Source organism: Aeromonas sp. R4-3, assembly GCF_040908275.1.
GTDB classification, from domain to species: Bacteria; Pseudomonadota; Gammaproteobacteria; order Enterobacterales; family Aeromonadaceae; genus Aeromonas; species Aeromonas rivipollensis.
In genome coordinates this window covers 1-23,424 of record NZ_JBFODK010000063.1, presented here as the reverse complement: position 1 = coordinate 23,424, position 23,424 = coordinate 1, and the positions used below count along the sequence as shown (strand labels likewise).

Below are 23,424 nucleotides of genomic sequence, written 5' to 3'. Positions count from 1 at the left end.
TAGCCAACAAAAAGGCCTCCAGATGGAGGCCTTCTTTCTATCAGGGGAACGCGCTTACTTGACGGTCACCCGGGCAAACTTGCGCTTGCCGACCTGATAGACGGCGGTGCCGGCAGCGATCAGCGCCTTGCCATCGTCCAGCTTGTCACCATCCACCTTGACCGCGCCCTGCTTGATCATCCGCAGTGCCTCGGAGGTGGTCTCCACCAGACCGGCGTCTTTGAGCAGGTTGGCGATGGCCAGGCCGTCCCCTTCCAGGGCCAATTCGACTTCCGGCATCTCGTCCGGGATGGCGTTCTTGGAGAAGCGCTGGGTGAAGTCTTCGTGGGCCGCTTCGGCCGCCGCCTCGTCGTGGTAGCGGGTGATGATCTCTTTCGCCAGCCAGATCTTCACGTCGCGCGGGTTCAGGGTACCGGCTTCGATGCCGGCCTTGAAGCCTTCGATGTCCGCCAGCGGGCGGGAGGAGAGCAGCTCGTAGTAGTTCCACATCAGGGTGTCGGTGATGGACATGATCTTGCCGAACATCTCCCCCGGGGCATCGTGCACGCCTATGTAGTTGGCGGCGGACTTGGACATCTTCTTGACGCCGTCCAGACCCACCAGCAGTGGCATCATCAGCACGCACTGGGCGGCCATGCCGGCATCTTTTTGCAGCTCGCGACCCATCAGCAGGTTGAACTTCTGATCGGTACCGCCGAGCTCGACGTCCGCCTTGAGCGCGACCGAGTCATAGCCTTGCAGCAGCGGATAGAGGAATTCGTGAATGGCGATGGACTGGCCGCCGCTGTAGCGCTTCTTGAAGTCGTCACGCTCCATCATTCGGGCCACTGTCTGCTTGGCCGCCAGCTTGATCATGCCGGTCGCGCCCAGCTCACCCAGCCAGCTGGAGTTGTACTCGATGCGGGTCTTGGCGGGATCCAGGATCTTGAACGCCTGCTCCGCATAGGTGAGGGCGTTGTGCTTGATGGCCTCTTCGGAGAGCGGCGGGCGGGTGCTGTTCTTGCCGGAGGGATCCCCCACCATGGCGGTGAAGTCGCCGATCAGCAGGATGATCTCGTGGCCCAGATCCTGGAAGGTCTTCAGCTTGTTGAGGATCACTGTGTGACCCAGGTGAATGTCCGGAGCCGTCGGGTCCATCCCCAGCTTGATGCGCAGCGGGCGCCCTTCCTTCAACTTGGCGACAAGTTCTTCTTCAACCAGAATTTCTTCCGCTCCGCGCTTGATCTCGGCTAGCGCCACCTCGAGCTGGGACATTTTTTGACTCTCCAATCACGATTCCACAGGGCCAGACATATTACTGGAATGGCAGGCCAATTGGAAAGGCGGTAAACTCCGACCTTCTTCTGGGTTCAACTTCGTCAGCTTCTCATGGTCATTTGGCACGCCTTCAACTCTCTTCCTACCTGGCACCGCAAGATGGTGCTTATTCTGAGCATTCTGGTGATGATGCTGGCAGCCTGGCCAAGCGAACAGGCCGTCGCCACCCGGGTCGATGACAGCGGCAACGAACTTGCCCTGCACCAGCCCGCCGACGCGGCCGCCGCGACCGATGAACTCGAGGCCGCGCAGCCCCTCACCCCGTCCAAGCCGCGCTACATCACCAAGCAGGTGAAGGTGCGCCGTGGCGACAACATGGGGGTCATCTTCCAGCGCATCGGGCTCAATACCACGGATCTGCATCTTATCGATCAGCTCGACGGCAGCGATCCCCTGCGCATGCTGCAGCCGGGACAGGAGCTCACCTTCAAGCTCACCGAACAGGGAGAGCTGCACAGCCTCTATTACCCCCACAGCCTGGAGCAGGCGCTCAAGGTGAGCCGCAAGGACGACAGCTTCGTGGCCAGACCGGTGCGCCTCGAGCTCGACACCCGCGAGCAGGTGGCGAAGGGGGAGATCCGATCCAGCTTCTGGGGCGCCGCCAGCGAGGCGGGCATGACGGAGGATCAGATCATGGACTTGGCCGCCATCTTCGGCTGGGACATCGATTTTGCCCAGGACCTGCAGCCGGGGGACAGCTTTAGGGTGGTCTATCAGGACAAGTATCAGGATGACGAGCGGGTAGCCTCCGGCGACATCCTGGCCGCCGAGTTCATCAACCAGGGGGCCATCTATCGCGCCGTGCTGAACCAGGATGGCAACTACTACACCCCGGAAGGCAAGGCGATGCGCAAGAGCTTCCTGCGCGCCCCGGTCAACTTCAAATACATCAGCTCCAACTTCAATCCGCGTCGCCTGCACCCTGTCACCGGCAAGGTGCGCCCCCACAACGGCATCGACTACGTGGCCCCCGTGGGCACCCCCATCATGGCGGCGGGCTCCGGCAGCGTGGTGGCCGCCGGTTACAACCAGTTCAACGGCAACTACGTCTTCATCAAGCACGCCGGCAACTTTGTGACCAAGTACCTGCACCTCTCCAAGCGCACAGTGAACAAGGGCCAGCGGGTGAAACAGGGGCAGACCATAGGCCTGCTCGGCGGCACGGGCCGCGTCACAGGCCCGCACCTGCACTATGAATTCGTGGTGGGCGGCGTGCACAAGAACCCGCGCACCCTCACCCTGCCCCAGGCCGAGACCCTCACCGGGCGGGCGCTGGCCAGCTTCAAGGCCGAGGCCAGGCCACAACTGGCCAAGCTCGACAGCACGGATCTGCAACTGGCCCAGAACAAGCGGGACAGCAACGGCAGCTAAGGCTCGCCCCACTTGGCGGTAATGAACAGACAACAAGGAGAGGCCATGAGCGAGCGCTATATCGGATTGATGTCGGGTACCAGCATGGATGGGATCGATGCCGTGCTGGTGATGATCGAGGGGGATGAACTGAGGGTCGAAGCGGCGCTCTGCCACCCCTGGCCAGAGGCAACGGCGCGCGAGCTCCACGCCCTCTGCACCCCGGGGGAGAACGAGATAGACCGCATGGGGATGGCCGACAATCGAGTGGCGCAGGAATTTGCCGCCGCCACCCTGGCGCTGCTTGCCAAGGCAGGGCTTGAACCCAAGGATATCCGCGCCATCGGCTCCCACGGCCAGACAGTGCGCCACCGCCCCCAGCTCGGTTTTACCCTGCAGATAGGCAATGCGGCCCTGCTGGCCGCCTTGACCGGCATCGATGTGGTGGCCGACTTTCGCACCCTGGACATGGCCCTCGGCGGTCAGGGAGCGCCCCTGGTGCCCGCCTTCCATCAGGCGATATTTGCCAAATCCCATGCCCTTCGGGTGGTGCTGAACCTCGGCGGCATCGCCAATATCTCTGTGCTGCCGGGCCACGCCGACGGCGTCTATGGCTTCGATACCGGCCCCGCCAATACCCTGCTCGATGGCTGGTATCGCCGCCATCAACCCCAGGGTGGCAGCTACGACGCCGGTGGCCAATGGGCGGCCAGTGGCCAGCTTGTGCCCGCGCTGCTCGAAAAACTGCTGGCTCACCCCTACTTCGCCGCCCCCTATCCTAAGAGCACGGGGCGGGAGATGTTCACCCTGGAGTGGCTCGACGGCGAGCTGGCAGGCACGGCATACGCCCCGGTGGATGTGCAGCGCACCCTGCAGGCGCTGAGCTGCCACAGCATAGCCCGCCAGCTGCCTGCGGTGGATGAGACGCACACCAGGCCAGAGCTGTTCGTCTGCGGCGGCGGCGCCCACAACGGCCCCCTGCTGGCGGAGCTCGCCGCCCTGCTGCCCCGCTGGCGCCTTGAAAGCACGGCGGCACTGGGGCTAGCCCCGGACTGGGTGGAAGGAGCCGCCTTTGCCTGGCTAGCACAGCGGTTTATGACGCGCCAGCCGGGCAACCTGCCTGCGGTGACCGGCGCCAGCCGACCGGCCGTACTGGGTGCCCTCTACCCCGCCTGAGTACCTGAGTACCTGAGTACCAGCGCCATTAACCCCTGAGCCGTCACGTGCTCAAACAAATGCCGCCCAAAGGCGGCATTTGTGCATTGGGGTGGCAAAGGCAGATCAGCGGGGGGTGAGCCGCTTGTTGAACAGCTTGAAGCTGGCTCTGGCGATCAGGCCCTGCTCTATGAGGTAGATGCAGAGCATCTCTATGGTGCCCGGCCCCTCCGGGAAGTTGCGGGTGACGCTCTCATGGTCGATGACCACATTGTCGTAACTGTGGCGAGAGAGCAGGGTCGCATGCAGATCCGGCTCTGCGAAGCGCGAGACCATGTTCGCCGCCATCTGCGCCTTGTCCCGGGCGATGATCTCCCCCTCCAGGCTGTACTGGGCAGCATCATCGGCATAGGTGGCCAGCCAGGCCGCCACATCCTTGCTGTTATAGGCATCCAGCTGCGTCTGCACTATCTGCTCTATCTGTCCTATCTGTCCTGTCTGCTGCGCTGCGACACCCTTGGCTTCCAGCTGCTCTGCTTCAACTCTCATTGATTCCATCCTGCCCTGGCGGGCGTGGTTAGCGTCGGGCGGTGCGCCCTGTGGTCAGCACTCACTCTCCCACTCCCGGGCGCCAGCCTCAAGGGTGAGAGAGAGTCGCAGCATGTCCTTGTGCTGGATGCCGCTCTCGAAAATGGGGTCGGGGTAGTGGTGCAGAAAGTGATCCTTCACCACGGCATCCACCCTAAAACCGAGGCGCTGATAACAGGTGAGCGGATAACCAAAGGTGCCCGTACCCAGCTCCACCCGCCTGATGCCGCGGACCGCAAGCTTGGCCAGCCCATGGCGCAGCAGACCGGAGCCTATGCCCTGGCGCTGGTGATCCGGCCTCACGGCGACATTGAAAATTTCGGCCGTCCCCGGACTCAGGGCCCTGGCGACGCAGACCCCGACCAGGATGCCCTGGGCCCGGGCGGCAAAACACCAGGCCCCTGGGAGGTATGACCTTATCCGCTTCTCTGAGGGATCCGCCTCCAGCAACAAGGAGAGGGGGATCTCAGCCGCAGCTATATTTCCGTACTCCATCTTTATCTTCCTTTGCTTCATCGCCGCTCGCCGCCAGCCAGATGCCGATCGCAAATCAGGGCGTCTCGCCCCAGGATCTGCCGCCTCAGCCCAGAGGCGCAGTGGCGGTGCTGCCATGGCATGCTTCAGGTCTATGAGGCCAGATAAAAAATCACCCCAGAGATTGCGCCATGGCGCTATTTCATGGCCCGCATGACTTTCCCATGCAAATATATTGCATGATATGCCAGCCATATCGCTACTCATATTCTTGCCGAACATGGCTAGCATACTTTTAATCACCATAACAGCCCTATCACCCGTACATAAAATACATATCCATGCATGAACAATTGAATTAACTGCACGGCGTTACCGCTGATTAACCTATGGTTCACAGCCTGGCTCCCTATCTGGCGGGAGTGAGCCCTCGTCTCAGGCTGATCCTCCGAAAAATGGGGCTGATTACACCATCAGCAGGGCATTTATTCCCTGAATTGAATCGCAACGGGACTATATTTCAGTGCGTTGAGCCAACGCATAAAAACGAGATCCCGGTTTGCCCTCCCCCCTTGGCCACTCATAGAATCCCCCTGTCTGAGATATTTCACCCTGTTCCAGCCTCCTTTATCCACTCCCTCTCGGGCGCGGATTGACAGTGATCACCGAGGACCCGATGCCCTTCTATACGTGGCCACGGGCCATCGGTTGCCATACCGGATCTGCCTTGTCGGGTATGGAGGAGCGCGATCGAATGGGGTGGCCCATACCCTGCGATAACAACGAATAGCAAGAAGAGGAATATCCTATGAGTGGCACCATCATCAAGGCTGCAAGAAATACCCCCCATGCCCCCCAGGATCTGGGCCCCTACACCCAGAGCGTGGCCTTCTCCCATTACAACAATATTGCCGCCCAACTGCCGGTCGATCCCAGGACAGGCAAGCTGGTGAGTGGCGATATCCAGGCACAGGCCAGACAGTGCCTGACCAATATCCAGGCCATAGTCGAGAGCATCGGCCACGTCATGGACGACATGGTGAAAGTGACCCTCTTCCTCAAGAACATGGGGGATCTGGAGGCGGTCAACGCCGTTTATCGCGAATTCTTCCCCCGCAACCTGCCAACCCGAACCGTGCTGGCGGTGGCCGGTCTGCCGCTTGGCGCCGCCATTCAGATGGACGCCCTGCTCTCCAACGGGGAAGGCACCTTCCCGCAAGCCCCCTGCCCCCTTATCAAGCTCGCCCGAAACAGCTGCCGGGCGCCGGCCGACCCCCTCTCGACCCATACGGTGGCCTTCTCCCACTACAACAACATCGGCGCCCAGCTGCCGGTGGATGCCGCCACCGGCCAGCTGGTTACCGGTGGCATCCAGGAGCAGGCGGCCCAGTGCCTGCGCAATATCAAAAACGTGCTGGAGAGCATAGATGTGCCCTTTGACGACATCGTCAAGGTGACCGTCTACCTGACCAGCCTCGCGGATCAGGGCGCCGTCGACGAGGTCTACCGCACCTTCTTCCCGGACTCCGCCATCGCCCGCGCCGTGGCTTATCTGCCCGCTCGCTCCGTTGTCAGCGCAACTGCCCTGCCGCTCGGTGCCCGGGTGCAGATGGATGCGGTCATCTCCCACGGTGACGGCACCCCGCCCCAGCTGGTGGAAGACAGACACAACCTGGTGATCCCTGCCCGCAACACCGACCAGGCACCACGCAGCCCACTCCATAGCCAGAGCGTCGCCTTCTCCCACTACAACCATATCGCCGGCCAGCTGCCGATCGACATGGCCACCGGCAAGGTGCTGACCGGTTGCATCAAAGAACAGACCGCCCAGTGCCTCGGCCATATCAAGACCATCGTCGAGAGCATCGGCCATGTGATGGACGATATCGTCAAGGTCAATATCCAGCTGAAGAACATCGAGGATCTGGACGCAGTAAACGCCATCTACACCAAATACTTCCCGAGCTATCTGCCCGCCCGCACCGTTATCGGCGTGAGCGAGTTGCCCGCCGGCGCCCTGATCCAGATGGATGCGGTGATGTCCAATGCGGAAAGCACCCCGCCGCAGGCGTAAGATTTGCCTTAAATGATAAAAAGACACCGGCATAAGCCGGTGTCTTTTTATCGGGTGTCAACATTGACAACCTTGTGCGTCAAGTTTTCCTTCGTTAACCGATAAATTGTTTAAGCTCCACCTCTTTCAATTTAAAGGCCTCATATTCCTGCGAATTTCTGCTCTTGGCGGCAGTGATCCATTGTACGCCGGTTTCATCGACATGTTTGAATTCCAGTCTGAATACGTATTTTGCACTGGTGACCATAGCCATCACCATTCCTGCCAGAAAAGCGACGGCGGGGAGAAACAACGTCATACCCTTACCCTGCGCTTCAGTAGGTATAAAGTAGAAGAGGATACTGGATGTAATTAACCCGAACAATAACATGTTTATTAGTTTGTCCTTCCATGTAAGCACTTTTACTTGTACATCAGAGATCCTGTTCAAATCATACGAATCAGAATTTATCTTCAGCTTTCCCTCTGACTTATCAATCAATACAGAACAAGCCATTGTAAATACCCCATCCTTTTTAAAATGCTGTAAATCAACTGGTTTACTTAAAAATCACTCACTACCATGATCGAACGACAAATAACTCGCCTGCCCTATATCACTGGAAACGATACTGCAACGAATACGGATTAATCACCATTCAGATGCACAGCATATTATGAACGGAATCGTATGGCACCAAATAAATGCAGCCATACCGAGAAATTGGAGGTCGCCAACATACTAGGTTGTAAAACTGAATTATTCACTCAGGGTTGACCATGTCTCCCAAAGAATAAAATTTTCTTATAAAAAACGCCCCCCATCTTGCGATGGAGGGCGTTTTATCGTTCCGGCTATTGGGCCAAGACGACCCAATATTCAGCGCTTACAGGGGCTATTACAGGGACTCTGCGGTCGCAACCACGTTTTCCACGGTAAAGCCGAATTCCTTGAACAGCAGCTCGGCCGGGGCAGACTCACCGAAGGTGGTCATACCGATGATCTTGCCGCCGAAGCCCACGTACTTGTACCAGTAGTCGGCGATACCCGCTTCGATGGCGACACGCTTGGTGACGCTGGACGGCAGGACGGACTCCTTGTACTCGGCAGATTGGGCGTCGAACACGTCGGTGGCCGGCAGGGAGACCACGCGCACGGCGCGGCCCTTGGCGGTCAACTGCTCATAGGCGGCCACGGCCAGCTCCACTTCGGAACCGGTGGCGATCAGGATCAGTTCCGGGGTACCGGCGCAATCCTTCAGCACGTAGCCACCCTTGGCCACATCGGCCAGCTGCTGGGCGGTGCGGTCCATCTGGGGCAGGTTCTGACGGGAGAAGATCAGGGAGGTCGGGCCGTCATGACGCTCGATGGCGTGCTTCCAGGCGATGGCGGACTCTACCTGGTCACAGGGGCGCCAGGTGCTCATGTTCGGGGTCAGACGCAGGGAGGCGATCTGCTCAACCGGCTGGTGAGTCGGGCCATCTTCACCCAGACCGATGGAGTCGTGGGTGTAAACGAAGATAGCGCGCTGCTTCATCAGGGCGGCCATGCGCAGGGCGTTGCGGGCGTACTCCATGAACATCAGGAAGGTGGCGCCGTAGGGGATGAAACCACCGTGCAGGGCGATGCCGTTCATGATGGCGGACATGGCGAACTCGCGCACGCCGTAGTGGATGTAGTTGCCTGCCGCGCTCTCGGGAGTCAGAGACTTGGAGCCGGACCACATAGTCAGGTTGGACGGGGCCAGATCGGCGGAACCACCCATGAACTCGGGCAGCAGCTTGCCGAAGGCTTCCAGGGCGTTCTGGGACGCTTTACGGGTCGCTATCTTGGCCGGGTTGGCTTGCAGGGTCTCGATGATCTTGGCAGATTCAGCGGCCCAGTTGGCCGGCAGCTCGCCAACGGTGCGGCGCTTGAATTCGGCAGCCAGGGTCGGGTGCGCGGCTTCATAGGCGGCAAACTTGGCAGCCCAGTCGGACTCGAGCTTGGTGCCTTTCTCCTGGGCATTCCACTCGGCGGCGATCTCGGACGGGATGACGAAAGGCGCGTGATCCCATTTCAGGAAGGCACGGGCGGCGGCGATCTCGTCGTTGCCCAGCGGTGAGCCGTGGCAATCGTGGGAGCCGGACTTGTTCGGTGAGCCGTAGCCGATGATGGTGCGGCAGCAGATCAGGGTCGGCTTGCCGGTCTCGGCCTTGGCGGCTTCGATGGCGGCGTTGATGGCTTCCGGGTTGTGACCGTCAACAGCCGGGATGACGTGCCAGCCGTAGGCTTCGAAACGCTTGGGGGTGTCGTCGGTGAACCAGCCTTCCACATGACCGTCGATGGAGATGCCGTTGTCATCCCAGAACGCAATCAATTTACCAAGCTGCAGGGTACCTGCCAGGGAGCAAGCTTCGTGGGAGATACCTTCCATCAGGCAGCCGTCGCCCATGAAGGCGTAGGTGTAGTGGTCGACGATGTCGTGACCCGGCTGGTTGAACTGCTCGGCCATGGCCTTCTCGGCGATCGCCATGCCCACGGCATTGGTGATGCCCTGACCCAGGGGACCAGTGGTGGTTTCGATGCCAGGGGCATAACCGTACTCCGGGTGACCCGGGGTGCGAGAGTGCAGTTGGCGGAAGTTTTTCAGATCATCGATGGAGAGGTCGTAACCGGAGAGATGCAGCAGGGAGTACAGCAGCATGGAGCCGTGGCCGTTGGACAGCACGAAGCGGTCACGGTCGGCCCACTTGGGGTTGTTCGGGTTGTGCTTGAGGTGGCCACGCCACAGCACTTCGGCGATATCTGCCATTCCCATGGGGGCGCCCGGGTGACCGGAGTTGGCTTTTTGAACGGCATCCATACTCAATGCGCGAATGGCATTGGCAAGCTCTTTACGAGAAGGCATCTGTATCTCCTGCGATTGCTTCATTTGATGGCCAAGATTAAGGCGCGTTATTGTCCCAGCAGGGCGGGCGCGGTGCAAATATTATCTGGGCGAATAAAGTGGCTTTGGGAGCACAATCGCTTTTCTGGCCCGGGAAAACGATTCAATCCGTACCCTCCCTTACCCCCATCGGGGTGGTTGCCCCCTCAGCCTTGGTCCGGGCGGGTCCAACCCCAAATAGTGCTGGCAATCACCCTGTGACCTAATTAAAATAGACGTCCAGATGTAGATACCTCTACAGACATACCGTCATTTTCCGGTTATGGCCAAGGCGATAACCCCATACGAATCGAGAACCAATCATGGCAAAGCTGTTTACTTCCGAGTCGGTCTCCGAAGGCCATCCCGATAAAATCGCCGACCAGATCTCCGATGCGGTGCTGGACGCCATCCTGGTGCAAGACACCAAGGCGCGCGTCGCCTGCGAGACCCTGGTCAAGACCGGCATGGTGATGGTGGCCGGCGAAGTAACCACCTCTGCCTGGGTCGACATCGAGCAGATCGTGCGCGACACAGTGCGCGAGATAGGTTACACCCACTCCGACATGGGCTTCGATGCCGACTCCTGCGCCGTGCTGAACGCCATCGGCAAGCAGTCCCCGGACATCAACCAGGGCGTCGATCGTACCGATCCGCTGGAGCAGGGCGCCGGTGACCAAGGCCTGATGTTCGGCTACGCCACCAACGAAACCGACGTGCTGATGCCGGCCCCCATCACCTACTCCCACCTGCTGGTGAAACGCCAGGCCGAAGTGCGCAAGAACGGCACCCTGCCGTGGCTGCGCCCGGATGCCAAGAGCCAGCTGACCTTCGCCTACGACAACGAAGGCAAGATCCTGGGTGTGGATGCCGTGGTGCTCTCCACCCAGCATTGCGACTCCATCAGCCACAAAGATCTGGTGGAAGCGGTGCGCGAGGAGATCATCAAGCCGGTGCTGCCGGCCGAGTGGATCACCAAGGACACCAAGTACTTCATCAACCCGACCGGCCGTTTCGTCATCGGTGGCCCCATGGGTGACTGCGGTCTGACCGGTCGCAAGATCATCGTCGACACCTACGGCGGCATGGCCCGTCACGGTGGTGGCGCCTTCTCCGGCAAGGATCCGTCCAAGGTTGACCGTTCCGCCGCCTACGCCGCCCGCTATGTCGCCAAGAACATAGTCGCCGCCGGTCTGGCTGCCCGCTGTGAAGTCCAGGTTTCCTACGCCATCGGCGTGGCCGAGCCGACCTCCATCAGCGTCGAGACCTTCGGCACCGGCAAGGTCGCCGAGGAGCTGCTGGTCAAGCTGGTGCGCGAGTTCTTCGAACTGCGTCCCTACGGCCTCATCGAGATGCTGGATCTCAAGCGTCCCATCTACCAGGCGACCGCCGCCTACGGCCACTTCGGCCGTGACGAGTTCCCCTGGGAGAAGACCGACAAGGCCGCTCTGCTGCGCGACGCCGCCGGTCTGTAAGGCTGGCCGTTGTGATAAAAGGGGAGCCTGGCTCCCCTTTTGCTTATCCGCTACCCGACGAGACCTCGATGTCTGCCACCAGATCCCAACTCGACGCTTCCCTGCTCCAGCTGCTGCACCAGCGGGTCGACGCCTGCTTTGTACAGGCGGAGGCGCGCCTCGGCCGTTCCTTCCCGCGCCCGCAGATCCACTGCAACATGCGGGGCCGGGCGGCGGGGTCGGCGCGGTTGCAAACCTGGGAGCTGCGCTTCAACCCGGCGCTCTATGAGGCCAACCAGCAGGCCTTTCTGGCCGAGGTGGTGCCCCACGAGGTGGCGCACCTGCTGGTCTATGCCCTCTGGGGAGAAGGGCGCGGCAAGTCCCGGGTGCTGCCCCACGGCCGCCAATGGCAGTCGGTGATGCGGGATGTGTTCGCGCTCGCTCCCAACACTACCCACAGCTTCGATCTCGCCGTGCTGGCCCAGCGCACCCATGCCTATGCGTGCGCCTGCCAGCAGCATCGGCTCTCGGTGCGTCGTCACAACAAGGTGGTGCGCGGCGAGGCCCGCTATCACTGCCGCCGCTGTCGCCAGCCCCTGGTGTTGCAGCTGGGCTCGCCAGCGGATTGAGTCAACCCGTGTCGCGCCCCTGTGTTAGGGTGCGCAGCTTCTTCAGCCAAATGTTTCATTGCCAAGGATCTTCATGTTTCGCTCTCTGATTTCCCTCTGCCTAGCCCTGCTGGTCAGTGCCCCGGCCCATGCCGAGGCCCCCCAGACCTTTCGCGCCGCCAAGCAGGATCTGAACAAGCTCTACCAGAGCCACCCCACCACCTTCTATTGCGGCTGCAACATCAAGTTCAGCGGCAAGCAGATGGCCCCCGACTGGGAGAGCTGCGGCTACCTGCCGCGCAAGCAGGCCAATCGCGCCTCTCGCATCGAGTGGGAGCACGTGGTCCCCGCCTGGGAGTTCGGCCACCAGCTCCAGTGCTGGCAAGAGGGCGGACGCAAGAATTGCGGCAAGAGCGACGAGTTCAACAAGATGGAGGGGGACATGCACAACCTCTTCCCCGCCATCGGCGAGGTGAACGGCGATCGGGCCAACTACCGCTTCTCCGACTGGAACGGCAAGCCGAACCAGTACGGCAAGTGCCAGATGCTGGTGGACTTCAAGGATCGCCGGGTGCAGCCGCCCAAGGGGCCGGTACGCGGCCAGATAGCCCGCGCCTACCTCTACATGGGCCAGCAGTATGGGCTGCGCCTGGCCGCCCAACAGCGTAAACTGTTCGAGGCCTGGGACAGGCAGTACCCGGCCGACCGCTGGGAGTGCGAGCGCAACCTCCGCATCGGCAAACTGCAGGGCAATACCAACCCCTTCATTGAAAAGCAGTGCCAATAGCCCCATTTGACAGGGAAGGGACACCCCCTTCCTATCATGAAACGCGTTCAAGCCAAGAGATTGTGATCAGCCATGCGCATTCCACGTATCTATGAACCGGCCGCCCTGCAGGTGGGCCAGACTCTCGCCCTGTCGGAAGACGGTGCCAACCACATCGGCCGGGTGCTGCGCATGCAGCCGGGTCAGCAGCTCGAGCTGTTCAACGGCGACGGCAACCAATATGCCGCCACCATCACAGGCGTCGGCAAGAAATCGGTGGATGTGCGCATCGACAGTTGCGAGGCCCGCTCGGTGGAGTCCCCCTTCGCCATCCATCTGGGCCAGGTGATCAGCCGTGGCGACAAGATGGACTTCACCATCCAGAAATCCGTGGAGCTGGGCGTCACCTGCATCACCCCGCTCTTCTCCGAGCGCTGCGGCGTCAAGCTGCCCGCCGATCGGCTGGAGAAGAAACGCGAACAGTGGCAGAAGGTGGTGATCAGCGCCTGCGAGCAGTGCGGCCGCAATGTGGTGCCAGAGGTGCGCATGCCGATGGAGCTGGACGCCTGGCTGGCGGAAGAGACCAAAGAGCTCAAGCTAAACCTGCACCCGCGCGCCCCTTACAGCATCAATACCCTGCCGGTACCCGAACACGGTGTGCGGCTGCTGATCGGCCCGGAAGGGGGCTTGTCCAGCGACGAGATCGCCCGTACCGTGCAAGAGGATTTCAAGGAGATGCTGCTGGGGCCGCGGGTGCTGCGCACCGAAACCGCCGCCCTGACCGCCATTACGGCGCTGCAGTGCCGCTTCGGCGATCTCGCCTGAAACAGGTTTTAAGAATCTCACTCGCAATCGAGCCACCAGAAGGAATCTCGGATGACCATCAAACTCGGCATAGTGATGGACCCCATCTCGGCCATCAACATCAAAAAGGACTCCAGCTTCGCCATGCTCGAAGAGGCGCAAAAGCGCGGCTACGAGCTCTTCTATCTGGAGATGAAGGATCTCTACATGCAGGCGGGGCGCGCCTTCGGCACCATGCGTCCGCTCACCGTCAAGCATGACTACGCCCACTGGTTCAGCCTGGGGGAGGTGGTCGATCAGCCGCTGTCCAGTCTGGACGTGATCCTGATGCGCAAGGATCCCCCCTTCGACACCGAGTTCATCTACGCCACCTATATGCTGGAGCGGGCCGAGGACGAGGGTTGCCTCATCGTCAACAAGCCCCAGAGTCTGCGCGACGCCAACGAGAAGCTCTACACCGCCTGGTTTGCCGAGCACACCCCGACCACCCTGGTCACTCGCCGCGCCGACAAGCTGCGCGCCTTCCACGCCGAGCACAAGGACGTGATCCTGAAGCCCCTGGACGGCATGGGCGGCGCCTCCATCTTCCGCATGAAGGAAGATGACGCCAACGTGGGGGTCATCATCGAGACCCTCACCGCCCACGGCAGCCAGTACTGCATGGCCCAGACCTTCCTGCCCGCCATCAAGGATGGCGACAAGCGGGTGCTGGTGGTGGACGGCGAGCCAGTGCCCTACTGCCTGGCCCGCATCCCGGCCCAGGGAGAGACCCGTGGCAACCTGGCGGCCGGCGGCCGCGGCGAGGCGCGTCCCTTGAGCGAGGCGGACTGGGCCATCGCCCGTGCGGTCGGCCCCACTCTCAAAGAGAAGGGACTCATCTTCGTCGGGCTCGACATCATAGGCGACCGGCTGACCGAGATTAACGTCACCAGCCCGACCTGCATCCGTGAAATCGAGGCGGCCTTCCCGGTGCATATCACCGGCATGCTGATGGATGCCATCGAACGCCGGCTGGGAAAATAACCCCAGGAGACGCCCCCTCGAGGCCGTCACCCAGGCAGTGACACCACAGGGGCCAGCGCGGCCCCTGCTCTTTTCTGTTGCGCGACGATGTGAGCCAGCCCCCGGACTTCCGGCTTTTCTACGCGAAAAAGCGGTTTTGCCCGCCGCCGTCAACTGCCATAATCACCCCAAATACCTTTGCACTCTTTGATATCTATGCAAACACTGCAAAACCACTTTTTGCTCGCCATGCCGAGCCTCACGGACGTCTACTTCGAACGCTCCCTGGTCTATCTGTGCGAGCACAGCAGCGAGGGAGCCATGGGACTGGTGGTCAACATCCCGGTGGACATGTCCCTGGACGCCATGCTGACCAAGCTCAAGCTGAGCCCCCCTGCCACCGCCGAGATGAAGCAGCCGGTACTGCAAGGCGGTCCGGTCCATGCTGATCGCGGCTTCGTGCTGCACAGTTTCAGGCCCGGCTTCAACTCCACCCTGCAGGTGAGCGACGAGATGATGGTCACCACCTCCAAGGACATCCTCGAGACCCTGGGCACCGCCGAGGCGCCGGACCACTGGCTGGTAGCCCTGGGTTACGCCGGCTGGAGCGCAGGGCAGCTCGAGCAGGAGCTGGTGGACGGCTCCTGGCTGGTGATCCCCCCCAACCCCAGGCTGGTGTTCGACACCCCCATTCATCAGCGCTGGCAGCAGGCCGCCGCCAGCATAGGCGTCAATCCTCTGCATCTCTCCAGCCAGGTGGGGCACAGTTAGATCCCTTGTCACGCTCTTTAGTTGGTGCAGTTCCCATTTAGTGCCCCTCATCCCCAGCCCTTCTCCCGCGAGGGGAGAAGGGGGTAAATCGGCACGTTTCGGATATATCTGCGGCAACCAGTCAGCTAAAACGGAGTTAGCCAGATTCGAGCGAGCATAACCTCGGCAGGTTCCCTCTCCCTTCGGGAGAGGGCTAGGGTGAGGGGATACGACATCTTTTTATTCATCTATTTCGAGGACATCCATGTCATCACGCAGCATCATGGGCTTTGACTACGGCACCAAGAGCATTGGCGTCGCCATCGGCCAGGAGCTCACGGGCACGGCCCAACCCCTTCGTTCCCTCAAGGCCAACGACGGCATTCCCAATTGGGACGAGATTGAAAAATTGCTCAAGGAGTGGCAGCCGGATCTGCTCATTGTCGGCCTGCCGCTGAACATGGATGGCACCGATCAGGAGATCACGGTGCGGGCCCGCAAGTTCGGCAACCGCCTCCATGGCCGCTTCGGCAAGCCGGTGGAGTTCAAGGACGAGCGGCTCACCACCACGGATGCCCGCGCCCGCCTGTTCGAACGCGGCGGCTACAAGGCGCTCGACAAGGGCAGCGTGGACGGAGTCTCCGCCCAGCTTATCGTCGAAGCCTGGATGGAAGAGCAATACGGTTGAGTTCAGGGGGCCATTGGCCCCCTGCATCAGGCATCTCCCGCCGGCGCCAGCGCAGCCTCTCCCCCGCCCCATGGGAACAGGGCAAGTCCCTCCGCCGCCAGGCCATAGAGCCGCTTCGTCTCATTGCGCAGCCACATCACCTTGGCATCCTGGTTATGGCGTTTGTGCCACAGCAGGATGAAGGCTATCTCAAGTTGCTTGTAGAGTGATTCGGGGAGCGGCAGAGGCATGGCGATAAGGTTGTCGTGGTACCTGGCGGCATAGCCAGCGCAATAGGAGGGCGCCACCGCGATCAGCTCATGGCTCGACTGGGAGGCGATATGCAGGGCCTGCTCGAAACTCGCCACCATGATGGGTACCTCCCGCCTCTGCCCCTCGTCCTCCAGCAGATCATCCAGCGCCCAGCTGTCGCTGGCCTCCCACACCACGCTTACCTGGGGACAGGCCAGGAAGTTCTCCAGGGACCAGGTCTGCTGGAGCAGGGGGTGATCTTTACGCAGGAACACCACGGGCCTGTCGCTGAACAGCACCTCGTGATCGATGTAATAGGGCAGCCGGTTGACCCTGGCCTGGGAGCGACCGTGGGTCTCCCGTGCGCAGAAGCCGAGATCCGCATCCCCGTTGACTATGTCGTTGAGGGAGTGGTGATCCCACCCCAGCATCCTGACCACAGAGTGGGGGTACTTCTGGTAGATGGTCATGGGCAGCTCGCTCAGGAAGCTGGTGCAGAAGGGGGACTCCATCACCAGGCTGAAGCGGGCCCCCTCGGGGATCGCCTCGCTATTGAGGGAGGTGATGCTGTCCGTCAACAGGAACCAGGCCTTGAGCTCCTCCTCCAGGGTCAGGGAGAGCTGGGTCGGCTGCAGCCCCTGACGTACCCGCACCAGGAGGGGATCGTCAAACCAGTCCCGCAGCTTGGCGAGCGCCTTGCTCACCGCCGAGGGGGTGACGCAGAGCTTCTTGGCCGCCCCTGTCACGCTGCGCTCCTGCATCAGGTGCTTGAAGACCACCAGCAGGTTCAAATCCAGTTCACCCAGGTTGCGCATCTTTCCTCTCCCCTTATCCCCGCGACCGCGCTTCGCGCAGCGCGAGCCATGGTAGCAGCCCTTTGACGGCCAGGTAACTGAGCAGGGTCAACAGCAGGGCAGAGATCAGCATCAAGGATGGGGCCACGCCAAGCTGGCCCAGCAGCCAGATATAGAAGCCGGAGAGGCTGATCTGCATGATGCAGAGCAGGGCGCTGGCAAATGCCGCCTGGTGCTGACACTCCGCCAGCGCCTCCCCCATCGCCACCCCGAAGCCGCAGGAGAAGCCGATGCAGACCAGGGCAAAGCCCGGCAACAGCAAGGGGATGTCGCCCCCCAGCTGCCAGCTGCCGAGCAGGAGGCAGGCTGCCATCAGGTAGGCCAGATGGGAGAGCGCCAGCACCCTCTGCTTGCCCAGCCAGCGCAGCAGCAGCGGGGTCAGGAAGGAAGCTGACATGCTCACCCCGGCCATCACCATCATCACCAGGGAGTACTGCTCAGTGGTGAAGCCAAGCCCCTGCATCAGGATCAGCGGCGAGACGCTGACATAGACCAGGATGGCGGTCACGCTGGCACTGGTCAGCAGCGAGTGCAGCATGAAGCGAGGGGAGCCCAGCAGGGCAAGGGGCCGGGTCGCGCCACTCTGCTGGCGGGCCGGGCGAGTCTCCCTGAGCAGCAGCAGGTTGACCAGACCGCTGACGGCGGCCACCAGCGCCATCGCCACGAAGATCCCGCGCCAATCGAAATGCGACAGGATGAGATAACCGAGCACGGGCGCCAGCACCGGAATGACGCAGATCACCCCGTTGATCATGGAGAGCGCCATCGCCAGCCGCGCCTCGCTCAGCACATCCCGCAGCACGGTAAAGGTCATGATATAGAGCGCCCCCGCCCCGACCCCCTGCCAGAATCGGCCGAGATAGAACTGGCTGATCCCCGCAGCATTGGCAGCCACCAGGGAGGCAAGGACAAAAATCAGCGCGCCCCCCACCACCACCCAACGCCGGCCATGGCGATCCGCAATCATCCCCCCCAGCAGCACAGTGGCCGCCATGCCGAACAGGTAGATGGAGAAGGCGGTGTGGATCTGCGCCTCGCTCGCCTGCAGGGCATCGGCAATCTGGGGCACGGCCACCAGATAGAGATCGATCCCGACCGGGTAGAGGATGATCATCAGGAAAGTGCACAGCAGGAAAATGCCCATGGATGCTCCATTGCGAAAGGCCCGCCCACGCAGACCATGCCAGCCAGCGTCGATGGCGGGAGCAGGGGGGACAGGTTGAACATGCGCAGCACTATAGGAGGGGCGCCCGCTCGCACCTAGTGACGAGATGGCGAACGGTAGATTCCAGTTTGGAAATTCGGTGGCGAGGGGCAAGCCATTGGGGCCATCAGGTGATGCGTGATGGCGCCGGCAGCACCGAAGAGTACGCCGGGCTATCCCGGCGTACTCATGTCAATCAACGGGGCCGAACTGTCACTCCGCCAGCTTGCTCAGGATGGCGTGGGCCGCCTTGACGCGGGCGTCATTGGGATAGTTGCGGTTGGCCAGCATGACGATGCCGACGCCCTTCGCGGGCACGAAGGCCACATAGGCGCCGAAGCCGTTGGTCGCGCCTGTCTTGTTGTAGAGCCGCGCCTCCCCCGTCTCCCGGGACCCGGCAACGGGGCTGACCGGATTGGCATTGTAAGTCACCGCCGGGGAGTTGCCCGCCAGCAGCGCCGCTTCACTGACGGGATAGGGGTAGCTCTCCCAGCCGAGTCCCTGGGTCATGGTTCCCACCGAGTAGAAACCGGTGTGGGTCATGGCGATCGCCTGCTGCAACGGCTCGTCGCCACCGTCTGCCATATTGGCGCCGACGAAGGCCAGCAGATCCGCCGAGCTGGTCTTGATGCCATAGGCCTCGTCCGCCAGGATCCCCGGGTTGACCCGGATGGGCTTGTCCTCTTTCGAGTAGCCATAGGCGTAGTTCCCCATGGCCGCCGCGGGCACCTTGAGATAGGTGTGGGCCAGGCCGAGCCCGGGCAGCAGGGTCTGGCTCATCAGCTGCTCAAAGGGTTGCCCCAGGCTATGGGCCGCCAGGTGGCCGAACAGGCCGATGCTGGGGTTGGAGTACTGGCGATGGGTGCCCGCCGGGTAGGCTGGCGTCCATTGGCGATAGTAGGCGCGCATCTTGTCGGTGGAATCCACCTCGTCGGGGAATTGCAGCGGCAGGCCCCCGGCGCTGTAGGTGGCGAGTTCGGCCATGGTGATGCCGTCGAAGGCGGTGCCTTTGAGCCAGGGGGCGTGCTGACTCACCTTGTCATCGGGCTGGAAGCCGCCCTTGACCACGGCGTAGGCCCCAAGCGTTGCCGTAAGAGTCTTGCTGACCGAGCCAATCTCGAACAGGGTCTGCTCGCTCACGGGGGCACCGCTCTCCCGGTTCGCCACCCCATAGTTGAAGTAGTGGGCCTTGCCATCTTTCAGCACGGCCACCGCCATGCCCGGGATCCTGTACTCCTTGAGCACGGGCCGGATGCTGGCATCCACCAGGGGGCGCAGGGGATCGCCCTGGTTGTCCGCAGCGGCCTGAGTCAGGCCGGCCCAGAGCAGGGTGCCCGCCGTCAGCAATGTCATCCGCACCTGTTGTTGCATGGTCATTCTATCCTCTCGGTTGCTTGGGATCGCCGCACCAGCGACGAGCTATGGGGCCAGCATAACGGGCCAAGGTGTGCTGGATGTGAAGTGGCGTGAAGTCTCGTCGCTGTTGCCAAGGAGGCCTTCAGCCCGCCTCCTGTGAGCCCTGTCATCCCATGCCACAGCCCCGGGCGGGCATGGGCCCATATAGAAGAGGGGAGCCCATGGCTCCCCTCTTTCATTACCCAACCGGATCAACCCAGGACTCAGGCCTGCTTGCTCTTGGGCGGGTTGTCCCAGATCCCCGCTTCCAGCTGGCTGCGGATCTCCGGGTACTTGTTGGCATCGAAGGTGGGGACGCGACCCAGCTTGAGCTGATCGTTGTAGTCCTTGGCCAGCTTGATGGCGACCCCCGAGAGCAGCAGTATGGCGATCAGGTTGACGATGGCCATCATCCCCATGGAGACATCCGCCAGGGCCCACACGGTCGGCAGCTCGCCCACTGAACCAAACATCACCATGCCCAGCACGAACATCCGGAACAGCATCAGGCCGCCCTTGTGGTTGTGCTCCAGGAACACCAGGTTGGTCTCGGCGTAGGAGTAGTTCGCCACTATGGAGGTGAAGGCGAAGAAGAAGATGGCCGCCGCGATGAAGATGTTGCCACCACCACCGACCTGGGAGGAGAGCGCACGCTGGGTCAGCTCGACCCCGGTGACGCCGGAGCCCGGCTCGAACTGGCCGGACATCAGTATGATGGCGGCAGTACAGGTACAGATGACTATGGTGTCGAGGAAGACCCCCAGCATCTGCACATAGCCCTGGGACGCCGGGTGCGGCGGATAGGGGGTCGCGGTCGCGGCGGCGTTGGGGGCAGAGCCCATGCCGGCTTCGTTGGAGAAGAGACCGCGCTTGATGCCGTTGATCATCGCCTGGGAGATGGCGTAACCCATGGCACCGGAACCCGCCTGCTCGATGCCGAAGGCCGACTTGATGATGAGAACAAAGACCCCGGGCAGCTCGCTGATGTTCATGGCCACCACGAACAGCGCCATCAAGATGTAGGCCAGTGCCATGAAGGGCACCACCAGCTCGGCGAAGCGGGCTATGCCTCGGATGCCGCCGAAGATGATGAGACCGGACAGCACCACCAGTGCCAGACCGCTGACCCAGTCAGGGATGCCGAAGGCGACGTTCATGGCCAGGCTGATGGAGTTGGCCTGCACCGCATTGAATACCAGACCGAATGCCAGCAACAGACAGAGGGAGAAGACCACCCCCATCCAGCGCATGCCGAGACCACGCTCCATGTAGTAGGCGGGACCGCCACGGTAGTTGCCGTCTTCGTCCTTGACCTTGTAGAGCTGGGCCAGGGTGCTCTCGACGAAGGCGGTGGCCATGCCGATGAAGGCGATCAGCCACATCCAGAAGATGGCGCCAGGCCCCCCCAGATAGATGGCGACGGCCACGCCGGCCAGGTTGCCGGTGCCCACACGGGCGGCCAGGCTGGTACACAGGGCCTGGAAGGAGGAGATGCCGGCACTGTCGGATTTGCGGCTATTGCGCAGTACCGAGAACATGTGGCCGAAGTGACGGATCTGGATAAACCCCAGGCGGAAGGTAAAGAAGAGTCCGACCCCGATCAGCAGGTAAATGAGCACGGCTCCCCACATCAGGTCGTTAATCATTGCAATCAAGGTGTCCATAATTCTCTCGTTGTTATCACATCCATGGTCAGTCTGCGCTGACCGCTCTCTGTCAATTTCCGAATTAGCATTGCGCCGAAGGGGCGGAATCTAGCATAGGGAGGGAATTCAGAATAGTGATTAGGCTCACTGGAAAGACAAAAAACGAGCGATTTGATGCAAAAAAGCTTCATTTAGCACGCAAATAATCAACAAAACTTGATGCGCAATTCTACAGCCGACAAATAAGACCCGAAAGGGGCTCGTTTGTCGATATTCCCATGACGATAAAAACAGATGCCTTGACGGGCGGCGGTAAGGCAAGCGTTTGCCTCTGATGTCGCCCAGCCAGGGGTTTGTCACGCCAAACGTTTTACACGTAATTAAATTTCAAGTATCTGACAAGAGTATTTGTGTGACCCACTGCACAAAATGAAGAATCAACTAAAAAAGTTGCTTTTGTGCCGGTCGCAGGGCGTTGCCAAAAAATCAGTAAAAGTCGTTTTTTATCAGACACTTTCCGCCTGTCGCTCCCCCCTCTCCCACCACCTGGGTGATTCACGTACAAGGCTCCCTATTGCAGGAAGCGCCACATCCGTATTAATTAGGCAGGCAGTGGCGATGGGCCACCCCCATCGTGCTTTTCTGAGCCTGAGTCGCCGGGTTTTTGTAATTTTATTTCAGAACGGCCGTCTCACGCCCGCAACCCCTGGGATTGCTCCCTCATATAGAGATGATATTTGCTATGGCCGATAAATTAACCCAGCTGAAAGCCCTGACCACGGTAGTTGCCGACACCGGCGACATCGAAGCCATCAAGCGCTACCAGCCCATCGATGCCACCACCAACCCCTCCCTGGTGTTGAAGGCATCCGAGATCCCCGAGTACGCGGCGCTGATCGAAGACGCCATCAACTGGGCCAAGTCCCAGAGCCAGGACAAGGCACAGCAAATCATCGACGCGGGCGACAAGCTGGCGGTCAACATAGGTCTGGAAGTACTGAAAATCGTCCCGGGCCGCATCTCCACCGAGGTGGATGCCCGTCTCTCCTTCGACACCGACGCCAGCATCGCCAAGGCCCGCAAGCTGATCCGCCTCTACAACGAAGCCGGCATCACCAACGATCGCATCCTGATCAAGCTGGCCTCCACCTGGGAAGGCATCCGTGCCGCCGAAGTCCTGGAGAAAGAGGGCATCCAGTGCAACCTGACCCTGCTGTTCTCCTTCGCCCAGGCCCGTGCCTGTGCCGAAGCCGGCGCCTTCCTGATCTCCCCGTTCGTGGGCCGCATCCTCGACTGGTACAAGGCCAAGCACAACCGTGACTACACCGCGAGCGAAGATCCGGGCGTGGTCTCAGTCACCGCCATCTACGACTACTACAAGCAGCACGACTACCAGACAGTGGTGATGGGTGCGAGCTTCCGCAACACCGGCGAGATCCTGGAGCTGGCCGGTTGCGATCGCCTGACCATAGGCCCTGCCCTGCTGGAAGAGCTGAGCAAGACCGAAGGCGCCGTGGTGCGCAAGCTGAACTACACCGGCGAGCGCAAGGCAAAACCGACCCCCATGACAGAAGCACAGTTCCGCTGGGAGCTGAACCAGGACGCCATGGCGGTCGAGAAGCTGGCCGAAGGCATTCGCATGTTCGCCGTCGATCAGGGCAAGCTGGAAACCATGCTGGCCAGCCGTCTGTAAAAGACGGGCCGAGGCCATCTCGGCCAACCCCCTCCACAGGAGGTGTTGCGCCGATAAAACCGGGCTCCCGCAAGGGCAGCCCGGTTTTTTTTATCCACCTTCCCGATTGTCACAACTTGGTCATAAAAACGTTTTATTTTCAAATGCGTCGTGTTATACGAATGGTGAAAACCATAAAACCAAGGAGGGAGCCATGGACATGTTCAACTTCGATTTTGACGAGGTCGTTGAGCTGGGTTCACGTAGCCGCGGGACAACGGGAAAGAAACGTAAATGGCGTGAGATAGAGGCGCTTAAAGACAAGCACCGCCTGCAAAAGGAGCTGCAAGCCATCGACATCGCCTACGAAGGTTCGGACGAACTGGAGCTGTAGTGTCACCGGCGTCGCCCCTGACGGATGAAGAGCACATGGATGCAGGCCGCCCCCTGATCGAAGGCCACCCCCACCACATCCAGCTCGTCCAGCACGTTGCCGCTCACCGA

21 protein-coding genes are annotated in these 23,424 nt (G+C 61.2%); 12 read left to right on the top strand and 9 right to left on the bottom strand.

Annotated elements, in window-relative coordinates; all coding sequences use genetic code 11:
• Window positions 1-54: 54 nt before the first annotated feature.
• Window positions 55-1,254, bottom strand: a complete 1,200-nt coding sequence (gene tyrS / locus AB5Y91_RS20445; RefSeq protein ID WP_139744202.1) for a tyrosine--tRNA ligase — start codon at window positions 1,252-1,254, stop codon at window positions 55-57.
• Between the two features lie 114 nt (window positions 1,255-1,368).
• Here tyrS and AB5Y91_RS20440 point away from each other — a divergent pair, with 114 nt between their 5' ends.
• Window positions 1,369-2,688, top strand: coding sequence for a peptidoglycan DD-metalloendopeptidase family protein (locus AB5Y91_RS20440; protein WP_368170646.1), 1,320 nt, complete (start codon window positions 1,369-1,371; stop codon window positions 2,686-2,688).
• Window positions 2,689-2,733: 45 nt separating this feature from the next.
• Window positions 2,734-3,843: an anhydro-N-acetylmuramic acid kinase gene (locus AB5Y91_RS20435; RefSeq protein ID WP_368170645.1), complete on the top strand. Its 1,110-nt coding sequence runs from the start codon at window positions 2,734-2,736 to the stop codon at window positions 3,841-3,843.
• A gap of 105 nt (window positions 3,844-3,948) precedes the next feature.
• Here the strand turns inward: AB5Y91_RS20435 and AB5Y91_RS20430 are convergent, their stop codons facing one another.
• Together AB5Y91_RS20430 and AB5Y91_RS20425 are read right to left on the bottom strand one after the other, a co-directional pair.
• Window positions 3,949-4,371, bottom strand: coding sequence for a nuclear transport factor 2 family protein (locus AB5Y91_RS20430; protein WP_368170644.1), 423 nt, complete (start codon window positions 4,369-4,371; stop codon window positions 3,949-3,951).
• Window positions 4,372-4,425: 54 nt separating this feature from the next.
• Window positions 4,426-4,905 carry a GNAT family N-acetyltransferase gene (locus AB5Y91_RS20425; RefSeq protein WP_368170643.1) on the bottom strand — a complete coding sequence of 160 codons (480 nt, stop codon included), beginning with the start codon at window positions 4,903-4,905 and terminating at the stop codon, window positions 4,426-4,428.
• Window positions 4,906-5,692: 787 nt separating this feature from the next.
• On the opposite strand from AB5Y91_RS20425, the gene AB5Y91_RS20420 reads away from it, so the two are divergent.
• Window positions 5,693-6,958: a RidA family protein gene (locus AB5Y91_RS20420; protein ID WP_368170642.1), complete on the top strand. Its 1,266-nt coding sequence runs from the start codon at window positions 5,693-5,695 to the stop codon at window positions 6,956-6,958.
• A gap of 94 nt (window positions 6,959-7,052) precedes the next feature.
• On the opposite strand, the gene AB5Y91_RS20415 is transcribed toward AB5Y91_RS20420, so the two are convergent.
• Both AB5Y91_RS20415 and tkt read right to left on the bottom strand, forming a co-directional pair.
• A complete protein-coding gene (locus AB5Y91_RS20415) occupies window positions 7,053-7,256 on the bottom strand; it encodes a hypothetical protein (protein WP_234677077.1) in 204 nt (67 codons plus the stop codon).
• 580 nt (window positions 7,257-7,836) lie between these two features.
• Complete coding sequence (gene tkt, locus AB5Y91_RS20410) at window positions 7,837-9,828, bottom strand: transketolase (protein ID WP_171275680.1); 1,992 nt, start codon at window positions 9,826-9,828, stop codon at window positions 7,837-7,839.
• A gap of 341 nt (window positions 9,829-10,169) precedes the next feature.
• Between tkt and metK the strand changes: the two genes are divergently transcribed.
• The 7 genes from metK to ruvX all read left to right on the top strand — a co-directional run bounded on the left by metK (window position 10,170) and on the right by ruvX (window position 15,918).
• A complete protein-coding gene (gene metK / locus AB5Y91_RS20405) occupies window positions 10,170-11,321 on the top strand; it encodes a methionine adenosyltransferase (RefSeq protein WP_025326202.1) in 1,152 nt (383 codons plus the stop codon).
• Between the two features lie 68 nt (window positions 11,322-11,389).
• Window positions 11,390-11,929 carry a SprT family zinc-dependent metalloprotease gene (locus tag AB5Y91_RS20400; RefSeq protein ID WP_368170641.1) on the top strand — a complete coding sequence of 180 codons (540 nt, stop codon included), beginning with the start codon at window positions 11,390-11,392 and terminating at the stop codon, window positions 11,927-11,929.
• 73 nt (window positions 11,930-12,002) lie between these two features.
• On the top strand, window positions 12,003-12,695 hold the full coding sequence (locus AB5Y91_RS20395; protein WP_368170640.1) for an endonuclease: 693 nt from the start codon (window positions 12,003-12,005) through the stop codon (window positions 12,693-12,695).
• A gap of 72 nt (window positions 12,696-12,767) precedes the next feature.
• Window positions 12,768-13,499 (top strand): 16S rRNA (uracil(1498)-N(3))-methyltransferase, encoded by a 732-nt coding sequence (gene rsmE / locus AB5Y91_RS20390; protein WP_111910306.1) that lies wholly within the window; start codon window positions 12,768-12,770, stop codon window positions 13,497-13,499.
• Window positions 13,500-13,550: 51 nt separating this feature from the next.
• Window positions 13,551-14,501, top strand: a complete 951-nt coding sequence (gene gshB, locus AB5Y91_RS20385) for a glutathione synthase (RefSeq protein ID WP_025326198.1) — start codon at window positions 13,551-13,553, stop codon at window positions 14,499-14,501.
• A 195-nt stretch (window positions 14,502-14,696) separates the two neighbouring features.
• Window positions 14,697-15,251 carry a YqgE/AlgH family protein gene (locus tag AB5Y91_RS20380; protein WP_290071317.1) on the top strand — a complete coding sequence of 185 codons (555 nt, stop codon included), beginning with the start codon at window positions 14,697-14,699 and terminating at the stop codon, window positions 15,249-15,251.
• 244 nt (window positions 15,252-15,495) lie between these two features.
• Window positions 15,496-15,918: a Holliday junction resolvase RuvX gene (gene ruvX / locus AB5Y91_RS20375; protein ID WP_025326196.1), complete on the top strand. Its 423-nt coding sequence runs from the start codon at window positions 15,496-15,498 to the stop codon at window positions 15,916-15,918.
• Window positions 15,919-15,944: 26 nt separating this feature from the next.
• On the opposite strand, the gene yidZ is transcribed toward ruvX, so the two are convergent.
• From yidZ to AB5Y91_RS20355, 4 genes are all read right to left on the bottom strand, one after another.
• Window positions 15,945-16,964, bottom strand: a complete 1,020-nt coding sequence (gene yidZ / locus AB5Y91_RS20370; RefSeq protein WP_368170639.1) for an HTH-type transcriptional regulator YidZ — start codon at window positions 16,962-16,964, stop codon at window positions 15,945-15,947.
• A gap of 13 nt (window positions 16,965-16,977) precedes the next feature.
• A complete protein-coding gene (locus AB5Y91_RS20365; RefSeq protein ID WP_368170638.1) occupies window positions 16,978-18,147 on the bottom strand; it encodes an MdtL family multidrug efflux MFS transporter in 1,170 nt (389 codons plus the stop codon).
• Window positions 18,148-18,420: 273 nt separating this feature from the next.
• Window positions 18,421-19,578 carry an FOX/MOX family class C beta-lactamase gene (gene ampC, locus AB5Y91_RS20360; protein ID WP_368170686.1) on the bottom strand — a complete coding sequence of 386 codons (1,158 nt, stop codon included), beginning with the start codon at window positions 19,576-19,578 and terminating at the stop codon, window positions 18,421-18,423.
• Window positions 19,579-19,826: 248 nt separating this feature from the next.
• Window positions 19,827-21,266 carry a sodium:alanine symporter family protein gene (locus AB5Y91_RS20355; protein WP_106887516.1) on the bottom strand — a complete coding sequence of 480 codons (1,440 nt, stop codon included), beginning with the start codon at window positions 21,264-21,266 and terminating at the stop codon, window positions 19,827-19,829.
• A gap of 724 nt (window positions 21,267-21,990) precedes the next feature.
• Between AB5Y91_RS20355 and tal the strand changes: the two genes are divergently transcribed.
• Window positions 21,991-22,941: a transaldolase gene (tal, locus tag AB5Y91_RS20350; protein WP_139745836.1), complete on the top strand. Its 951-nt coding sequence runs from the start codon at window positions 21,991-21,993 to the stop codon at window positions 22,939-22,941.
• Window positions 22,942-23,134: 193 nt separating this feature from the next.
• On the top strand, window positions 23,135-23,314 hold the full coding sequence (locus AB5Y91_RS20345; protein WP_043762059.1) for a DUF3545 family protein: 180 nt from the start codon (window positions 23,135-23,137) through the stop codon (window positions 23,312-23,314).
• The last annotated feature ends 110 nt before the right edge of the window (window positions 23,315-23,424 follow it).